This is a genomic window from Actinoplanes sp. NPDC049681 (assembly GCF_044465265.1).
Classification (GTDB): domain Bacteria; phylum Actinomycetota; class Actinomycetes; order Mycobacteriales; family Micromonosporaceae; genus Actinoplanes.
This window is the reverse complement of record NZ_JBITLP010000002.1, coordinates 619,566-636,537: the sequence shown is the minus strand read 5'-3', so window position 1 is coordinate 636,537 and position 16,972 is coordinate 619,566. Positions and strand designations below refer to the sequence as shown.

Below are 16,972 nucleotides of genomic sequence, written 5' to 3'. Positions count from 1 at the left end.
CAGGCGACTGGCGCCGCGGGCCCGGCCTCGACGGGAGCGACGGTCCGCACCACCCACCCAGGCACGACATCGAGCTTGTGCTCCTGCCTTGACGGCCGGGCAAAGAGAGGCGGCCCGGACGCCGCCCGGGCCGCACGAAGATTGGGGGTTATCGCGCCATGCTGCGGCGGGACATGGACCGCCAGAGGTCGTTGCTGGGCCGCATCTGCTCCATGAGCTCGCGCTCCCACTCGTTCTCCACTTCGACGCCCGCGGTCTCACAGGCCTTGCGGGCCACGTCCGTGCCGGCGGCGGCGAACTGGTCCGTCCACTCGCCGTCCTCGCCCACCAGGACGATGCGGGCGCCACGCTTGCCGACGTACTCGATGACCGCCTTCGCGCCGCCGTGGCCGACGGCGAACGACCGGATGTCCGCGGTCAGTGTCGTATCGGAACCTTCTGCCATGGGGGGAAGCCTAGGCAGACTTTCGCCGGGAGCAAGTAACTACGGGCCGTTTTTGTGATGCCAATTACCTGCAGGTTTAGCGGTTCGCGGCATTGGTATGACCCGATAGCGTCCGTTTTATACCCTGCTAGGTATTCCATCGATCGAGTGACCGAGCGTCACCGGAGAGGGCACGGAAACGGGCATTGTGTGCGACGCAGCGCAATGGCGTCACTCAATGCGATCGCACTCTGTGTGCGTGCTGTACGTCAGATGAGTGCGTCGATGGCGACGGCGATGAAGAGAATCGTCAGATAGGTGATGGACCAGTGGAACAGCCGCATCGCCTTGAGCGGCTCACCGCGGCGCGACCGGCCCACCATCCGGACCGCCTCCGTGAGGAACAGCGCTCCCGTGATGACGGCCGTGACGCCGTAGATCGGGCCCATGCCCAGCGGCCAGGCCGCCAGGGAGGCCACCACGGTCAGCCCGGTGAAGACGAGGATCTCGGTGTTGACCCGGCGCGCGGAGCGGACGACGGGCAGCATCGGGATGCCGGCGCGTGCGTAGTCGTCCTTGTACTTGATCGCGAGCGGGTAGAAGTGCGGCATCTGCCAAAAGAACACAACCGCAAAAAGCGCCCAGCCGATCGGGGCCACCGTGCCGGTGACCGCCGCCCACGCGATCAGCACGGGGGCCGCGCCGCAGATGCCGCCCCAGAACGTGTTCTGCGGGGTGCGGCGCTTGAGCCACAAGGTGTAGACGACGTCGTAGTAGACGATCGCCGCGGCGGTCAGGGCGGTTGCCAGCCAGTTGGTGAAGGCCGCCATCAGCACGAGCGAGACGACGGCCAGGGCCAGCCCGAACACCAGCACCGAGCGCGGGGTGAGGCTGTGCGACGGCAGCGGGCGGCGCTTGGTGCGACGCATCAGCTGGTCGATGTCGCGGTCGATGTAGCAGTTGAGGGCGCTGGCCGCGCCCGCCGCCAGCGAGCCGCCGACCAGCACGACCGCCATCAGGCCCAGGTCCGGCCAGCCGCCGGCCGCGAACATCATCGCCGGGATGGTGGTCACCAGCAGGAGCTCGACGATCTGCGGCTTGGTCAGCGAGACGTACGCCCTCAGCACGGCGCGGACGTCGCGACGGGCACCCGCAGCGGCCGCCGCCCGCGGCGTCGCCTCCCGGAGGCCCGGCGACCGCCCCTGGGCGGGACGCTCGGTGATCATGCTCACGGACAGCCACCTTCCGGCATCGGCGAGGGCGTAGCTCGACGAAGTGAAGCTCGACGAGGGCGAGTTCGGCGCCGAACCGGTGGGGACCAGGCTGGCACGTTGGGACAGCCTACGCGCAGCCCGGGGCGCCGCTCGGTCGACCCGGCGGGGGTGCAGGGCGTCACAGGCCACGCCCCCCGTGTCCGCTCTCAGCGTATGGGCCTGCGGCGTTCCCGGGGCGGGGGTTTACGGCGACTGGATAGGGTCAACTCAAAAGGGTTCCCACACCATGCCCGAGGAGAACGACCGACGTGGCTGCCAAAGACGATTTGAACTGGTCCGACCTCGACCGGCGAGCGGTCGACACCGTCCGGGTGCTGGCCATGGACGCGGTCGAGAAATCCGGTAACGGCCACCCCGGCACGGCGATGAGCCTCGCGCCGGCCGCCTACCTGCTGTTCAACCGGGTCATGCGGCACGACCCCACGGACCCGCACTGGGCCGGCCGCGACCGGTTCGTGCTCTCCTGTGGCCACTCCAGCCTCACCCTCTACATCCAGCTCTACCTCTCCGGCTACGGCCTGGCCCTGGATGACCTGGCTGCGCTGCGTCAGTGGGGTTCGCTCACTCCGGGTCACCCCGAGTACGGCCACACACCCGGCGTCGAGGTCACCACCGGCCCGCTCGGCCAGGGCATCGGCAACGCGGTCGGCATGGCGATGGCGGCGCGCCGCGAACGCGGCCTGTTCGACCCGGACGCCGCCGACGGCGCCTCGGTCTTCGACCACCACGTGTATGCCATGTGCTCCGACGGGGACATCGAGGAGGGCGTCAGCCACGAGTCGAGCGCCGTCGCGGCCGTGCAGAAGCTCGGCAACCTCACGGTGATCTACGACGACAACGAGATCTCCATCGAGGACGACACCCGCATCGCCAAGAACGAGGACGTGGGCGCGCGCTACGCGGCGTACGGCTGGCACGTCCAGACCGTCGACTGGCGCAAGGGCGACCCGGACAAGGGCGACTACAACGAGGACGTCGAGGCCCTGTACGCGGCGATCCAGGCCGCCAAGGAGGTCACGGACCAGCCGTCGTTCATCGTGCTCCGGACGATCATCGGCTGGCCGGCGCCGAACAAGCAGAACACCGGCAAGATCCACGGCTCCGCGCTGGGCGCCGAGGAGGTCGCGGCCACCAAGGAGATCCTCGGCTTCGATCCCAACGAGACGTTCGCCGTCGCCGACGACGTCCTCGAGCACGCCCGCCAGGCAGCGGTCCGGGGCCGCGAGGCGCACGCCGAGTGGGACAAGGCCTTCGCGGCCTGGGCCGCCGCCAACGCCGACGGCAAGAAGCTGTTCGACCGGCTGGCCACCCGCGCGCTGCCGGACGGCTGGACCGAGGCCCTGCCCGAGTTCCCGGCCGACGCCAAGGGCCTGGCCACCCGCGCCGCGTCCGGCAAGGTGCTCGACGCCCTCGCACCGGTGCTGCCCGAGCTGTGGGGCGGCTCGGCCGACCTGGCCGAGAGCAACAACACCACGATGAAGGGCGAGCCCTCGTTCATCCCGAGCGAGTACGCGACCAAGGCGTTCCCGGGCCACGAGTACGGCCGCACCCTGCACTTCGGCATCCGCGAGCACGGGATGGGCTCGATCCTCAACGGCATCGCGGCGCACGGCGGCACCCGCCCGTACGGCGGCACGTTCCTGGTCTTCAGCGACTACATGCGCGGCGCGGTCCGGTTGTCCGCGCTGATGAAGCTTCCTGTGATCTACGTGTGGACGCACGACTCGATCGGCCTCGGCGAGGACGGCCCGACGCACCAGCCGATCGAGACGCTGTCCGCCCTGCGCGCCATCGTCGGCCTCGACGTGGTCCGCCCGGCCGACGCCAACGAGACGGCCTGGGCCTGGCGCGGCGCGCTGGAGCACATCGACCGCCCGACCGCCCTCGCACTGTCCCGGCAGAACCTGCCGACCATCGACCGCAGCAAGTACGCGTCGGCCGAGGGCGTCCTCAAGGGCGGCTACATCCTCTCCGAGGCGTCGAACGGCGAGCCCAAGGTGATCCTCATCGGCACCGGCTCCGAGGTGCAGTACTGCCTCACCGCGCAGGAGCGCCTCGAGGCGGAGGGCACCCCCACCCGGGTCGTGTCGATGCCGTGCCAGGAGTGGTTCTTCGAGCAGGACACCGCGTACCAGCAGCTGGTCCTTCCGCGGGGCGTCAAGGCGCGCGTCACGGTCGAGGCCGGCATCCGGATGAGCTGGGACCGGCTGCTCGGCGAGGCCGGCGAGGCGGTCAGCATCGAGCACTACGGCGCCAGCGCCCCGGCGAAGATCCTGTTCGAGCAGTTCGGCTTCACCGCGGACAACGTGGTGGCCAAGGCCAACGCCGCCCTCGCCAAGGTCGGCGAAATCACCGGTCACACGACCGGAAACTGAGGGAGTAGCGATGACCGACAGACTGGCAGAACTGTCCGCCCAGGGCGTGGCGGTGTGGCTGGACGACCTCTCCCGCGTACGCCTGCAGAGCGGCTCGCTCGACAAGATGCGCCAGGAGCAGCACGTGGTCGGCGTGACCACGAACCCGACCATCTTCGCCAAGGCGCTCGCCGACGCCGACGCGTACGACGCGCAGCTCAAGGACCTGGCCGCGCAGCAGGTCACCGTCGAGGAGGCGGTGCGGCTGCTCACGTCGTACGACGTGCGCTGGGCGTGTGACGTCATGCGGCCGGCGTACGACGCGTCGAACGGCGTGGACGGCCGGGTGTCCATCGAGGTCGACCCGCGCAGCGCGCACGAGACCGCGAAGACGGCCTCCGAGGCGAAGACGCTGTGGTGGCTCGTCGACCGCCCGAACCTCTTCATCAAGATCCCGGCGACCGAGGCGGGCCTGCCGGCGATCACCGCCACGCTCGCCGAGGGCATCAGCGTCAACGTCACGCTGATCTTCTCGCTGGAGCGCTACCGGGCCGTCATGGACGCGTTCCTGGCCGGCATGGAGCAGGCCAAGGCGAACGGCCACGACCTCAGCAAGATCGGGTCGGTCGCCTCGTTCTTCGTGTCCCGGGTGGACACCGAGATCGACAAGCGGCTCGACAAGATCGGCAGCGACGAGGCGAAGGCGCTGCGGGGCAAGGCCGCCATCGCCAACGCGCAGCTGGCCTACCAGGCGTACGAGGAGGTGTTCTCCTCGGACCGCTGGAAGGCGCTGGCCGACGCGGGCGCGCTGCCGCAGCGGCCGCTGTGGGCGTCCACGGGCACGAAGAACCCCGACTACAAGGACACCATCTACGTCGAGGAGCTGATCGCCCCCGGCACGGTCAACACCATGCCGGAGTCGGTCATCAAGGCGTACGCGGACCACGGCGAGACCCGGGGCGACACGGTCACCGGCTCGTACGCGAACGCCCGGAAGGTGATGGACGACGTCGCCGCCGCCGGTGTCGACCTGCCGGACGTCTTCAAGGTCCTCGAGGACGAGGGCGTCGAGAAGTTCGAGGCCAGCTGGGCCGAGCTGCTCGAGGACGTCAAGAAGTCCCTGGCCGCCGCGGCCGAGGGCAACAGCAACCCGAGCGACGCCGCGAAGTGACCGCCGGCCCGCTCGGGTAGAGATCTTCACCACTGGAAACGGATCCGGGCACGGACGCCTCCGACACGGGCGTTCCGTGCCCGGGCTCTTTTCTGCTGATCATGCGCCGTACACGGTGGGCGGTGCCGTCGCACATGTTGCGGCCCGACCCTTCCTGGTAACCCTGCGGACGGGCGAAAAGCTGGCAGGATGGGAGACGTGGGTAATCCGCTGCGCACCGCACAGGACCGACGGCTCCCCAGGATCCCGGAGCCGTGCGCTCTGGTGATCTTCGGCGTCACCGGTGACCTGTCGCGAAAGAAACTGATCCCGGCCGTCTACGACCTCGCCAACCGGGGTCTGCTGCCGCCCGGCTTCGTCGTCCTCGGCTTCGCCCGGCGCGACTGGGGCGACGGTGACTTCTCGTCGCTGGCGTACGAGGCGGCGAAGAAGGGCGCCCGGACGCCGTGGCGTGAGGACGTCTGGCAGCGGCTGGCCAGCCAGTTCCAGTTCGTCCCCGGGTCCTTCGACGACGACGCCGCGTTCGACCACCTGGCGAGCACGTTGGACGAGCTGCGCGAGCGCAACGGCATCGCCGGCAACGCCGCCTTCTACTTCTCCATCCCGCCGGCGGCGTTCCCGCTCGTGCTCAACCAGCTGAACCGCACCGGGATGGCCGACAACGCCAAGTCCGGCGGCTGGCGCCGGGTCGTCGTCGAGAAGCCGTTCGGCAACGACCTGAAGACCGCCATGGCGCTCAACAAGCTGGTCGACGAGGTCTTCACCCCCGAGGACGTCTTCCGCATCGACCACTACCTGGGCAAGGAGACGGTCCAGAACATCCTGGCGCTGCGCTTCGCCAACAGCCTCTTCGAGCCGGTGTGGAACTCCAAGTACGTCGACTCGGTGCAGATCACGATGGCCGAGGACGTCGGCATCGGCACCCGGGCCGCGTTCTACGACTCCGCCGGCGCCGCACGCGACGTGCTCCAGAACCACCTGCTGCAGCTGCTCGCGCTCGTGGGCATGGAGGAGCCGACCAGCTTCGACCCCAACGAGATCCGCGCCGAGAAGCTCAAGGTGCTCAAGGCGATCAGCCTGCCCAAGGACATCGGCGCCGGGTCGGTGCGCGGGCAGTACCTGCAGGGTTGGGTGGCCGGCGAGCGCGCGGTGGGCTACCGGGAGGAGAAGGGCGTACCCGAGGACTCCAAGACGGAGACCTATGTAGCCGTCCGCCTCGGCATCCAGAACCGGCGCTGGGCGGGCGTGCCGTTCTTCGTCCGCGTGGGCAAGCGGATGCCGCGCCGGGTCACCGAGATCGCCATCCTCTTCAAGCGCGCCCCGCACCTGCCGTTCGACCCGGCCGACGTGGAAATGCTGGGCCACAACCAGCTCGTCATCCGCGTGCAGCCGGACGAAGGCGTGGTGCTCAAGTTCGGTTCCAAGGTCCCCGGCACCACCATGGAGGTCCGGGACATCGCCATGGACTTCCAGTACGGCGAGGCGTTCACGGAATCCAGCCCGGAGGCGTACGAGCGGCTCGTGCTCGACGTGCTCGTGGGCGACCGGACGCTGTTCCCGGACGCCGCGGAGGTCGAGCAGAGCTGGCGGGTCATCGACCCCCTCGAGGAGGCGTGGGCGGGCACCGAGCCGGAGCCGTACCGGGCCGGCGAGTGGGGCCCGCGGGCTTCGGACGAGATGCTGGCCCGTGAGGGCCGTTCCTGGAGGCGTGCATGATCGGCTTGTGGGACACCACCGGCAACGAGGTCGTCAAGGCGCTCGCGGCCGAGCGGCGCAGCGCGGGCGGGGTGGCCTCCGGGCTGGCCCTGACGCTGGTCGCCGTGGTGGAGGAGAAGAAGGTCCGCGAGGCCGAGGCCGCGGCGACCATCGCGGCGGCCGCGCACCCCTGCCGCCTGCTCATCGTGGTCCGCTCGGACCTGGAAGGCCGCAGCCGCCTGGACGCCGAGATCGTCGTGGGCGGCCGGCTGGGCCCGGCCGAGGCGGTCGTGATGCGCATGTACGGCCGCCTGGCGCTGCACGCGGAGTCGGTGGTCATGCCGCTGCTGGCCCCGGACGTGCCGGTGGTGACGTGGTGGCACGGCGAGCCGCCGGACGTCATCGCGAACGACTTCCTGGGCGTCGTCGCCGACCGGCGGATCACCGACAGCAAGCTCGCCCCCGACCCGGTCGCCGCGCTCAAGCAGCGAGCCATCGACTACGCCCCCGGCGACACCGACCTGACGTGGACGCGCATCACCCTGTGGCGCACCCTCGTGGCGGGCGCGTTCGACACGACGGAGGAGCAGGTCACAGGTGCCACGGTCGTCGCGCCGGACAAGGACCCGACCGCCGCGCTGATGTGCGGCTGGCTCAAGTCGCGGCTCGGCATCGAGCCCCGGTGGGAGCTCACCGACCGCTCGCCGCGGATGCACTCGGTCCAGCTCGAGTGCGCCAACGGCGACTGCGTCTCGGTCACCCGTGAGGAGGGCACGGCCCTGTTCAGCCGCACCGGGCAGGAGCCGCGCTACATGCCGCTGCCCAAGCGGCCGGTCGGCGACGAACTGGCCGAGGAGCTGCGCCGCCTCGACCCCGACCAGATCTACGGCGAGGCGCTCGGCGCGATGGCCGGCATCCCGAAGCTCGATGAGAAGCCGGCCATGCGCGTCCACGTGTGGAAGGACCCCGCCCAGGCCGCCCGCGCGGGTGTCGAGACCGGTGCCATGGCGGGCCCGGGCGGCTCCGCGGCCTGACCAACTGAGATCATGGGGGCCGCTCCGCCGTCCGGCGGGCGGCCCCTGGTTTTTCCGGCACAGATTTTTCGTGGCAGGAGTCCGATGAGCGAGACCGTTGTGGTGGTGGTTCCGGACGCCGACGTCCTGGCGTCGGCGGTGGCGGCCCGGCTGGTCACCACGATCATCGAGGCCCAGGCCGTCCGGGGCCGGGCGGACGTGGTGCTGACCGGCGGCCGGGTCGCCGCGAAGGTGCTGCGCGCGGTCCGGGATCTGCCGGCGACCGCGGCCGTCGACTGGTCCCGGGTCGACCTCTGGTGGGGCGACGAGCGGTTCCTCCCGGCCGGCGACCCGGAGCGCAACGAGACGCAGGCGCGCGAGGCGCTGCTGGACGCGCTGGGCCTGGACCCGGCCCGCGTGCACCCGATGCCCGCCTCGGACGGTGCGGACGGTGAGGACGCCGCGGCCGCGGCCGCCCGCTACCGGGACGAGCTGGCCTCCGGCGGCGACGCGCTCCCCCACTTCGACGTGCTGATGCTCGGCGTCGGCGAGGACGGGCACGTGGCCTCGCTGTTCCCCGGACATCCCGACGCCACCGCCGAGGGTACGGCCACCGCCGTGCACGACAGCCCGAAGCCGCCGCCCACCCGCATCTCGCTCACCATGTCGGCCATCCGCTCGGCCGCGGAGGTCTGGCTGGTCGCGGCCGGACCGGACAAGGCCGAGGCGGTCGGCGCGGCCCTCGGCGGCGACACCTCCCTGCCGGCGGCCCGGGCCACCGGCGCCGCCAAGACGGTCTGGCTGCTGGACACCGCCGCGGCCGCCAAACGCTGAAGGCCGCCCCTCACCGAGGGACGGCCTTCGCACACGATCGGAGCAGATCAGCCCAGCAGCGTCGGGATCTTCTCGAACAGCTGCGTGGTGTACGTGATCATCTCGTGCAGCATCCAGTTGCCGGAGAACAGGATCGCCGCGCCCACCGCCACCGCCTTGGGCACGAACGACAGCGTCGCCTCCTGGATCTGCGTCACCGACTGGAACAACGAGATCGCGAACCCGATCAGCAGCGCCGTCAGCAGCGTCGGCGCGCACATCTTCGCCGCGATGGTCATGGCCTGCAGTCCCAGCTCAACGATCTGCGTGTCCGTCATGCCATCCTCTTCGGGCCCGCGGCAGGACCGGGGAGTGCACAACGGGCGTACGACGGTTGCCGTTCGGTTCACGCCCCCGGAATCCTCAAGTCAGGCCCGGGACGAGATCTGCTGCACCGCCCAGCCGTTGCCGTCGGGGTCGCTGAAGAAGAGGAAGCCGACGTTGTCGAGGGGATCCGGCGTCGGTGCCGGGTTCTCACCCAGCTTCTGCACGTCGCTGACCGCGACGCCGCGCTCCACCAGCTCCGCGTGGGCCCGGTTGATGTCCGGGACGACGAGCTGCAGCCCCTTCAGCGAGCCCGGGGGCATGTCGGGCACCGCACCCTTGCCGATGACGATCGAGCAACCGGAGCCCGGGGGCGTCAGCTGCACGATCCGGGCGTCCTCGCCCATGACGATGTCGTGGTCGAGATGGAAGCCGAGCTTGTCGGCGTAGAACTCCTTGGCCCGGTCGATGTCCGAGACCGGGACGATCACCACTTCGAGGGTCCAGTTCACGGGCCCATCCTGACAGGTACGCCGCCCGCCACGAACCATCACCCGAATTCCGGCGGTGGTGTCGGCAGAGGCCCCGCTCCCGACCCCTGCGAGCCCGTCGGCGTCGGCGGAGGCCCCGCTCCCGGGCCCTGCGAGTCCGTGGGCGTCGGCGCGGGCCCCGGTCCCTGTTCCTGCGGGCCCGTGGTCGAGGGAGTGCCCTTCGGGGCGTACAGCTCTGACCGGGTCGGTGAGGGCTCCGGCCCGACCGGTCTCGTGGGGGTCTCCGGCGACGCCGGCACGGTCGCGGCCGGCGCATTCGGCACGCCGGGCTCGGCCCGAGGCATCCAGACGACGAATCCCGCGACAACGAGCGCACTAGCCACTCCGATCAGCAGCAGCCCCAGCCGCCACCGACTTGCCGTGAACCGCCGCCGGGCCGGCATCGCGGTCGGAGGCAGGGCCGGTTGGAGATCACCGGAGGTCACCGCCAGCGCCCGGGCCGCCAGCGCGGCCCGCAGCCGCCCCTCGACGGCGCTCACCGCCGCTCCCCCAGCAGGCCGCGGAGCAGGGCCAGCGCCCGGTGGGCCGTCGACTTCACCGTGCCGCGGGACACGTGCAGCACCTCCGCGATCTCCTGCTCCGACAGCTCCGACCAGTAGCGCAACACCATCACCTGGCGCTGGCGTACCGTCAGTTCCCCCAGCGCCGCGAGCACCTCCCGGTCCCCCTCCCCCAGCAGCATCTGGTCCTCGGCGGCCGGCGCGGTTCCGGGCGGAGGAGGCACGTAGGCCCGCGCCGTGCGCCGCCGTCGCAACGCCGAGCGGGCCGCGTTCATGACGCCCGACGTCAGGTACGCGTCCGGGTCGGCGACGGACCGCAGTTCGGCACCGTGCCGCCGGTAGAGGGCCGCGAAGACGTCCTGGACGATGTCCTCGGCCGTGCCCAGGTCGTCGACCATGAGCACCGCCAGCCGCACGAGGTGCAGCCGGCGGGCGTGGTACAGCTCGTTGATCGCCGGGGGCCGGTCCGGCGTCCCCGGCTCGCGGACCGGCGATGCGGACCCCGAGACGGCCGCACGCAGCCACCGCAGCAGGGGCTGCGAGATCGGAAGCGTGAGGATCATGGGCGACGCCTGGCTCAGTGGGTGGTCCGGGTGGGTGACGGTACCGGACCGCCGCTCCGCGTCGGGCTCGGCGTGGGGCCGCCCGTCCGCGTGGGGCTCGGAGCGGGTCCGCCGGTCCGCGTGGGACTGGGAGCGGGTCCGCCGGTCCGCGTCGGGCTCGGAACGGGCGCGGCAGACCGCGTGGGGCTCGGCATGGGTCCGGCGGGGCCCGTGGGGCTCGGCATCGGGCCGGCCGGGTCCGTCGGGCTCGGCATGGGTCCGGCCGGGTCCGCCGGGCTCGGCATGGGTCCGGCCGGGTCCGCCGGGCTCGGCATGGGTCCGGCCGGGTCCGCCGGGCTCGGCATGGGTCCGGCCGGGTCCGCCGGGCTCGGCACCGGGCCGGCCGGGTCCGTCGGGCTCGGCATCGGGCCGGCGGTGGGCCGGTGCGGACGGCCCGGCACCGTGCCCGGCGTCGCATTGTCGCCGTTCCCGGGCGAAGGCATCGGTGCCGGCTTGCCCGAGTCGGCGAACGCGGTAGCGGCGTATCCCCCGCCCAGGACGACGACGGCGGTCGCGGCGACGGTCAATGTGGCGGCACGGGCGGTGAGGCGCATCGGCTGCACTCCTGCGAGGTCGGGAACGGGCTCTCGCAGGGAGGGACGCGCGACGGCGGGAAAGGTTGGCGCCGCGATAGTGACGCCGGTCACATCCGCCCGCTACCTAGACTTCTGGACGTGCAGCCTTCGATCCGTTCGTACCGTTCCGGGGACCTCGACGCCGTCTATGACATCTGCGTCCGAACCGCCGATGCTGGTGGTGACGCGCGCGGCCAGTATTCGTCGGACCGGCTCATGGGGGACATCTTCGCCGCGCCGTACGTGATCCTCGAGCCGGAACACGCTCACGTGCTCGACGACGGCACCGGCACGGCGGTCGGATACGTGCTGGGCACCGCCGACACCGAACGTTTCGCCCGGCGCTATCGCGAGGAGTGGCTGCCGGTGACGGCGGGGCGCTACCGCGAGCCGGCCGGGCCGCCGCAGACAGCCGAGGACGGCATGCTGGCGCTGCACTTCCGCCCGGAGCGCATGGTCGTGCCGGAGCTGGCGGACTACCCGGCACACCTGCACATCGACCTGCTGCCGGAGTGGCAGGGCAAGGGCTGGGGCCGGGGGCTGATCTCGGCGTTCCTGGACGGGCTCCGCGCGGCCGGGGTGCCGCGGGTGCACCTCGGCATGGCCGAGCGGAACACGGCCGCGCGGATCTTCTACGACCGGCTCGGCTTCGTCGAGCTGACCGTGCGCGACGCGGGCCCCGTGATCTATCTGGGCCGGGAGACGACGCCGCTGTAGCGTCGCCCGAGGCCGCCCGGCGCGACGCGGACTACTCGCCGCGCCGCTGGCGGACCTTGGCGAGCGCCTCGGCCAGGATCGCCTCGCCGTCCGCGTCCGAGCGCCGCTCCTTGACGTACGCGAGATGAGACTTGTAGGGCTCGACCCGCATGCGGCCCGGCGGGTTGGCCCGGTCGAGGCCGGCCGGCTGGCCGCATCGGGTGCAGTCCCAGGTTTCCGGCGGGGCGACGTCGGCGGCGAAGCGGACCTCCATCTCGTGGCCGGCCGCGCACCAGTACGTCACCTCCCGCCGGGGTGCGGGCTCGCTGCGCTCGTCGGGGCGCATCGGGCTGGACCCGATGCGACTACCACGGATCGCACTGCCACTGGACACGGATGTGACTCCTGTCTTTCAGGGGCGTCATCGCCGGAGAATGCGGCGGTGGTGAGCGGTGCAATAAACAACCGCGCGGCCCGGACGGACCGGACCGCGCGGCAGAGTCTACGACTCCCGGAGCGCCTGGAGAAGAGTTGCTGACGAACGCTGAGAAAGCGCCCGTGAACAATCTGTTTCAGGATCCGCCCTGGGTGGTCTTCAGCCAGAGACCGAGACCGACGATGCAGGCGAACCACACGATGCCGACCAGGACCGTGTAGCGGTCCAGGTTCTTCTCGGCGACCGAGGAGCCGGCCAGGCTGGAGGTGACGCCGCCGCCGAACATGCTCGACATGCCGCCGCCCTTGCCGCGGTGCAGCAGGATCAGCAGGGTCAGCAGGATGCTGGTGAGAACCAGCAACACGATCAACGTGTAGGCGAACGCGATCGGCATGGTGGGGTCATTCCTCTCGAAGGGCGCAGCAGCGCCCCCACAATAGCGGTCGCATCGGCAACCGGCCGCCCTGGGGCGGCCGGTTTCATCCGATCACTTCTCGCCGGCCCGGAAACCGGACCATGTGGCTGGGACGGCCGGTTTCAGCCGGAGAATCAGCGCTGGACGTGCTCGCGGAACCGGACGATGGAGGCGAACTCCTCGGCGTCCAGGCTCGCGCCGCCGATCAGCGCGCCGTCGACGTCCGGCTGCGCCATGATCGCGGCGATGTTGGCCGCCTTCACGGAGCCGCCGTACTGGATGCGCACCGCGTCGGCCGTCTCGGCGCCGTACTTCTCGGCGAGCCGTGCCCGGATGGCACCGCACACCTCCTGCGCGTCCTCGGGCGTCGCGGTCTTGCCGGTGCCGATCGCCCACACCGGCTCGTACGCGATGACGATCTTCTTGACGTCCGCGTCCTTGAGCCCCTCGAGGGCGCCGTCGAGCTGGGTGCAGCAGTGTGCCACCTGCCCGGCCGCCTCGCGGATCTCCAGCCCCTCGCCGACGCAGAGGATCGGGCTGAGCTCGTTGGCGAGCGCCGCCTTCACCTTCGCGTTGACCAGGGCGTCGTCCTCGCCGTGGTACTCGCGGCGCTCCGAGTGGCCGACCACCACGTACGAGCAGCCGAGCTTGGCCAGCATCGCGCCGGAGATGTCCCCGGTGTACGCCCCGCCCTTGTGCGGCGAGAGGTCCTGCGCGCCGTACCCGATCTTCACCTTGTCGCCCTCGATCGCCGTCTGCACGCTGCGCAGGTCGGTGAACGGGGGCAGCACGACCGCCTCGACGTCGGTGAGCTGCTGCTCGGTGAGGCTCGCGGCCAGCTTCTGCACCAGGAGGATGGCCTCGAAGTGGTTGAGGTTCATCTTCCAGTTGCCGGCCATGATGGGCCGGCGGGTCACGTCCGCCATGCTCAGCTCTCCAGCGCGGAAAGACCCGGCAGGGTCTTGCCCTCGAGGTATTCCAGCGACGCGCCGCCGCCGGTCGAGATGTGCCCGAAGCCGGACTCGTCGATGCCCAGCGTGCGCACGGCCGCGGCCGAGTCGCCGCCACCGACCACCGAGAAGCCGTCGATCTTCGTGATCGCCTCGGCCACGCCCCGGGTGCCCGCCGCGAACGGCGCCAGCTCGAACACGCCCATCGGCCCGTTCCAGAACACCGTCTTCGCCGACCCGATCGCCTCGGCGAACAGCGCCACCGACTCGGGGCCGATGTCCAGCCCCAGTCGGTCGGCCGGAATGTCCGAAACGCCCACCACGTCGTGCGAAGCGTCGGCCGAGAACTCAGACGCCGCCACGACGTCCACAGGCAGGACGATCCGTCCGTCTGCCTGCGAAAGCAGCGAGGCGCAGGTGTCGATCATCTCCGACTCGAGCAGCGACTTGCCGACCTCGTGCCCCTGGGCCTTGAGGAAGGTGAAGCACATGCCGCCGCCGACGAGCAGCTTGTCGACCTTGGGCAGCAGCGCCTGGATCACCGCGAGCTTGTCGGAGACCTTCGAGCCGCCGAGCACCACCACGTACGGCTGCTCGGGGGTTTCGGTCACGCGCCGAAGCACCTCGACCTCGCGCAGCACCAGCCCACCGGCGTAGTGCGGCAACCGGGCCGGGACGTCGTACACCGAGGCGTGCTTGCGGTGCACGGCGCCGAACGCGTCGTCGACGTAGTACTCCGCGAACGCGGCGAGCTGGTCGGCGAACGCGCCGCGCACGGCGTCGTCCTTCGAGGTCTCGCCCTCGTTGAAGCGCAGGTTCTCCAGGAGCAGCACCTGGCCGTCCTGCAGCGCGTCCACGGCTTCCGAGGCCGACGAGCCCACGGTGTCCGCAGCGAACACCACCGGGTTGCCGAGCAGCTCACCGAGGCGCTCGGCCACCGGCGCGAGCGTGTACTTGGGGTCCGGCGCGCCCTTGGGACGGCCGAGGTGCGAGCACACGATCACGCGGGCGCCGGCGTCACGCAGCGCCACCAGCGTCGGCAGCACCGCGCGGATGCGGCCGTCGTCGCTGATGACCTTGGGGTCATTCTTGTCGAACGGGACGTTCAGGTCGGCGCGCACGAGCACGCGCCGACCCGAGACACCCTCGCCGAGCAGGTCGTCGAGAGCCTTCACGAAGCTCAGCCGACCAGCTTGACCAGGTCGACGAGGCGGTTCGAGTAGCCCCACTCGTTGTCGTACCAGCCGACGACCTTGACCTGGTTGCCGATGACCTTGGTGAGGCCGGCGTCGAAGATGCAGGACGCCGGGTCGGTGACGATGTCGGCCGACACGATCGGGTCCTCGGTGTAGGTGAGGATGCCCTTGAGCGGGCCGTCCGCGGCCGCCTTGATCGCGGCGTTGACCTCGTCCACCGAGGTCTCCTTGCCGGCCTGGAAGGTCAGGTCGGTCGCCGAGCCGGTCGGGATCGGCACGCGCATCGCGAAGCCGTCCAGCTTGCCCTTGAGCTCCGGCAGCACCAGGCTGACGGCCTTGGCGGCACCGGTCGAGGTGGGCACCACGTTGAGGGCGGCGGCGCGGGCGCGGCGCAGGTCCTTGTGCGGGCCGTCCTGCAGGTTCTGGTCCTGCGTGTACGCGTGGATCGTGGTCATCAGGCCACGCTCGATGCCGATCGTGTCGTTCAGCACCTTGGCCATCGGCGCGAGGCAGTTGGTCGTGCACGACGCGTTCGAGATGACGGTGTGCTGCGCGGCGTCGTACAGGTTGTCGTTGACGCCCATCACGATCGTGATGTCCTCGTTCTTGGCCGGCGCCGAGATGATGACCTTCTTCGCGCCCTTCTCCACGTGCGCCTTGGCCTTGGCGGCGTCGGTGAAGAAGCCGGTCGACTCGATGACGACGTCGGCGCCCAGGTCGCCCCACGGCAGGTTCTGCGGGTCGCGCTCGGCGTAGGCCTTGAAGGTCTTGCCGGCCACGGTGATCTCGTCCGCGGTGGCCTTCACCTCGTGCGGCAGCCGGCCCAGGATGCTGTCGTACTTCAGCAGGTGGGCGAGGGTGGCGTTGTCGGTCAGGTCGTTGACGCCGACGATCTCGATGTCCGCGCCGGAGGCGAGCACCGCCCGGAAGAAGTTTCGGCCGATACGGCCGAAGCCGTTGATGCCAACCCGGATGGTCACAGGTCGATCTCCTCGTTTCGGTCCGCCGGGTTCTGCGACCGGCGGAGGTGTGCGTGCCGACCATTGCTCGGGCCGGCTGTGACTGGGCCGCGCTGCCGTGCGACGCCGCGTCTCCTGAATCGCGGCGTCCCGGCGCGTTCGGCCGTAGCTGCCGGCACCGTCGCCGTCACCCAAGACCCTAGCCGAGAACGTCGGTCGCCCTCGCGTCGGGGCCGCGACCTTATCGTTACTTCAGGTGGACATTTTTCGAGTACGCCCACACCCGTTCACAAACTCAACACCATCCGGCGCCCCCAGGCGCACAGGCCGTCCGGACCCGGGCCGCACTCCCCCGCCGGGCTTACGTCGCGGGTCGCTCCAGCAGGCCCTCGAGCAGCTCCAACGACTTCTCGATGTCCACCGCGGGGTCCAGCAGCCACTGCGTCTGCAGGCCGTCGGAGGCCGCGATGACGAGCGCCGCGACCGCCTCCGGATCGATGTCCGCGCGGATGCGGCCGGCGTGCTGCTCGTCACGTACCAGCGCGGCGAGCAGGCGGCGCAGGCCCTCGAAGCGGCCGGAGAAGAAGGCGCGGGCGTCCTCGTGGCCGCCCTCCAGCGCGCTCGCCACCAGCGTCGAGTAGAGCTGCACGAGCCCGGGAACGCCGTGGTTGCGGCGGGCCGCATGCGTCATGAGCCCGACGACGGAACTGCCCGCGGGCGCCGGGTCCGCCACGATCGAGCGCTCCTCGGCGGCCCGGTAGACCTCGACGAGCAGTTCCTCCCGCGACGCGAAGTAATGCTTGAGCGCCGCGTGTGACACCCCGATCGCCTCACCGATGGCGCGCAGCGAGGTTCCCTGGGCGCCCCGCTCGGCGAAGACCTCGATGGCCCGGTCGAGGATCTCGCGCCGCCGCCGCACGCCCTTCTCGTACGCGCCGCGCCGGGTCGTCCCGGCACCGATCTCGGCCTCCGCCATCGCACCATCCTAGAGAAACGAAAACTTCCACGTGGAGGTTTTCATTGT

At 70.8% G+C, this 16,972-nt stretch carries 17 protein-coding genes; 6 read left to right on the top strand and 11 right to left on the bottom strand.

The annotated features are described in order from the left end of the window. Positions 1-148: 148 nt before the first annotated feature. Positions 149-445 carry a hypothetical protein gene (locus ACIBO8_RS08345; protein ID WP_364706342.1) on the bottom strand — a complete coding sequence of 99 codons (297 nt, stop codon included), beginning with the start codon at positions 443-445 and terminating at the stop codon, positions 149-151. A gap of 248 nt (positions 446-693) precedes the next feature. Beyond that, positions 694-1,656: a heme o synthase gene (locus ACIBO8_RS08340; RefSeq protein ID WP_396114433.1), complete on the bottom strand. Its 963-nt coding sequence runs from the start codon at positions 1,654-1,656 to the stop codon at positions 694-696. A gap of 362 nt (positions 1,657-2,018) precedes the next feature. Between ACIBO8_RS08340 and tkt the strand changes: the two genes are divergently transcribed. The 5 genes from tkt (at position 2,019) to pgl (ending at position 8,765) form a co-directional block, all read left to right on the top strand. After that, entirely contained in the window at positions 2,019-4,073 is a 2,055-nt protein-coding gene (gene tkt / locus ACIBO8_RS08335; protein WP_396114754.1) for a transketolase, read from the top strand. A 10-nt stretch (positions 4,074-4,083) separates the two neighbouring features. Continuing rightward, positions 4,084-5,223 (top strand): transaldolase, encoded by a 1,140-nt coding sequence (tal, locus tag ACIBO8_RS08330; protein ID WP_396114432.1) that lies wholly within the window; start codon positions 4,084-4,086, stop codon positions 5,221-5,223. Between the two features lie 198 nt (positions 5,224-5,421). Continuing rightward, on the top strand, positions 5,422-6,939 hold the full coding sequence (gene zwf / locus ACIBO8_RS08325) for a glucose-6-phosphate dehydrogenase (protein WP_396114431.1): 1,518 nt from the start codon (positions 5,422-5,424) through the stop codon (positions 6,937-6,939). Further along, the gene (locus tag ACIBO8_RS08320) at positions 6,936-7,952 is read left to right on the top strand and encodes a glucose-6-phosphate dehydrogenase assembly protein OpcA (RefSeq protein WP_396114430.1); all 1,017 of its coding nucleotides are present in this window, start codon (positions 6,936-6,938) and stop codon (positions 7,950-7,952) included. The genes zwf and ACIBO8_RS08320 overlap by 4 nt, the downstream gene beginning before the upstream one ends. Positions 7,953-8,036: 84 nt before the next feature. Next, on the top strand, positions 8,037-8,765 hold the full coding sequence (gene pgl / locus ACIBO8_RS08315) for a 6-phosphogluconolactonase (protein WP_396114429.1): 729 nt from the start codon (positions 8,037-8,039) through the stop codon (positions 8,763-8,765). Between the two features lie 47 nt (positions 8,766-8,812). Here pgl and fliQ read toward each other — a convergent pair whose 3' ends face one another. The 3 genes from fliQ to ACIBO8_RS08300 all read right to left on the bottom strand — a co-directional run bounded on the left by fliQ (position 8,813) and on the right by ACIBO8_RS08300 (position 10,682). Beyond that, positions 8,813-9,082: a flagellar biosynthesis protein FliQ gene (gene fliQ / locus ACIBO8_RS08310; protein WP_396114428.1), complete on the bottom strand. Its 270-nt coding sequence runs from the start codon at positions 9,080-9,082 to the stop codon at positions 8,813-8,815. Between the two features lie 90 nt (positions 9,083-9,172). Continuing rightward, the gene (locus ACIBO8_RS08305) at positions 9,173-9,580 is read right to left on the bottom strand and encodes a VOC family protein (protein WP_396114427.1); all 408 of its coding nucleotides are present in this window, start codon (positions 9,578-9,580) and stop codon (positions 9,173-9,175) included. Between the two features lie 514 nt (positions 9,581-10,094). Then, positions 10,095-10,682, bottom strand: coding sequence for an RNA polymerase sigma factor (locus tag ACIBO8_RS08300; protein ID WP_396114426.1), 588 nt, complete (start codon positions 10,680-10,682; stop codon positions 10,095-10,097). A gap of 713 nt (positions 10,683-11,395) precedes the next feature. On the opposite strand from ACIBO8_RS08300, the gene ACIBO8_RS08295 reads away from it, so the two are divergent. After that, positions 11,396-12,013: a GNAT family N-acetyltransferase gene (locus ACIBO8_RS08295; RefSeq protein WP_396114425.1), complete on the top strand. Its 618-nt coding sequence runs from the start codon at positions 11,396-11,398 to the stop codon at positions 12,011-12,013. Between the two features lie 31 nt (positions 12,014-12,044). Here ACIBO8_RS08295 and ACIBO8_RS08290 read toward each other — a convergent pair whose 3' ends face one another. The 6 genes from ACIBO8_RS08290 to ACIBO8_RS08265 form a co-directional block, all read right to left on the bottom strand. Next, the gene (locus ACIBO8_RS08290) at positions 12,045-12,386 is read right to left on the bottom strand and encodes an RNA polymerase-binding protein RbpA (protein ID WP_396114424.1); all 342 of its coding nucleotides are present in this window, start codon (positions 12,384-12,386) and stop codon (positions 12,045-12,047) included. A 178-nt stretch (positions 12,387-12,564) separates the two neighbouring features. Further along, on the bottom strand, positions 12,565-12,822 hold the full coding sequence (gene secG, locus ACIBO8_RS08285) for a preprotein translocase subunit SecG (protein ID WP_396114423.1): 258 nt from the start codon (positions 12,820-12,822) through the stop codon (positions 12,565-12,567). Between the two features lie 155 nt (positions 12,823-12,977). Further along, on the bottom strand, positions 12,978-13,769 hold the full coding sequence (gene tpiA / locus ACIBO8_RS08280; protein WP_396114422.1) for a triose-phosphate isomerase: 792 nt from the start codon (positions 13,767-13,769) through the stop codon (positions 12,978-12,980). Positions 13,770-13,771: 2 nt separating this feature from the next. Continuing rightward, positions 13,772-14,968, bottom strand: coding sequence for a phosphoglycerate kinase (locus ACIBO8_RS08275; RefSeq protein WP_396114421.1), 1,197 nt, complete (start codon positions 14,966-14,968; stop codon positions 13,772-13,774). A gap of 5 nt (positions 14,969-14,973) precedes the next feature. After that, the gene (gene gap, locus ACIBO8_RS08270) at positions 14,974-15,969 is read right to left on the bottom strand and encodes a type I glyceraldehyde-3-phosphate dehydrogenase (protein WP_396114420.1); all 996 of its coding nucleotides are present in this window, start codon (positions 15,967-15,969) and stop codon (positions 14,974-14,976) included. A 340-nt stretch (positions 15,970-16,309) separates the two neighbouring features. Beyond that, positions 16,310-16,924: a TetR/AcrR family transcriptional regulator gene (locus ACIBO8_RS08265; RefSeq protein WP_396114419.1), complete on the bottom strand. Its 615-nt coding sequence runs from the start codon at positions 16,922-16,924 to the stop codon at positions 16,310-16,312. Between the last annotated feature and the right edge of the window lie 48 nt (positions 16,925-16,972).

Excerpts from the sequence above, each read along its gene's own strand:
- ACIBO8_RS08345 (WP_364706342.1), bottom strand. The coding sequence starts at position 445 with ATGGCAGAAGGTTCCGATACGACACTGACCGCGGACATCCGGTCGTTC.
- tkt (WP_396114754.1), top strand. The coding sequence starts at position 2,019 with ATGGACGCGGTCGAGAAATCCGGTAACGGCCACCCCGGCACGGCGATG.
- tal (WP_396114432.1), top strand. The coding sequence starts at position 4,084 with ATGACCGACAGACTGGCAGAACTGTCCGCCCAGGGCGTGGCGGTGTGG.
- ACIBO8_RS08320 (WP_396114430.1), top strand. The coding sequence starts at position 6,936 with ATGATCGGCTTGTGGGACACCACCGGCAACGAGGTCGTCAAGGCGCTC.
- pgl (WP_396114429.1), top strand. The coding sequence starts at position 8,037 with ATGAGCGAGACCGTTGTGGTGGTGGTTCCGGACGCCGACGTCCTGGCG.
- fliQ (WP_396114428.1), bottom strand. The coding sequence starts at position 9,082 with ATGACGGACACGCAGATCGTTGAGCTGGGACTGCAGGCCATGACCATC.
- ACIBO8_RS08300 (WP_396114426.1), bottom strand. The coding sequence starts at position 10,682 with ATGATCCTCACGCTTCCGATCTCGCAGCCCCTGCTGCGGTGGCTGCGT.
- secG (WP_396114423.1), bottom strand. The coding sequence starts at position 12,822 with ATGCCGATCGCGTTCGCCTACACGTTGATCGTGTTGCTGGTTCTCACC.
- tpiA (WP_396114422.1), bottom strand. The coding sequence starts at position 13,769 with ATGGCGGACGTGACCCGCCGGCCCATCATGGCCGGCAACTGGAAGATG.
- ACIBO8_RS08265 (WP_396114419.1), bottom strand. The coding sequence starts at position 16,924 with ATGGCGGAGGCCGAGATCGGTGCCGGGACGACCCGGCGCGGCGCGTAC.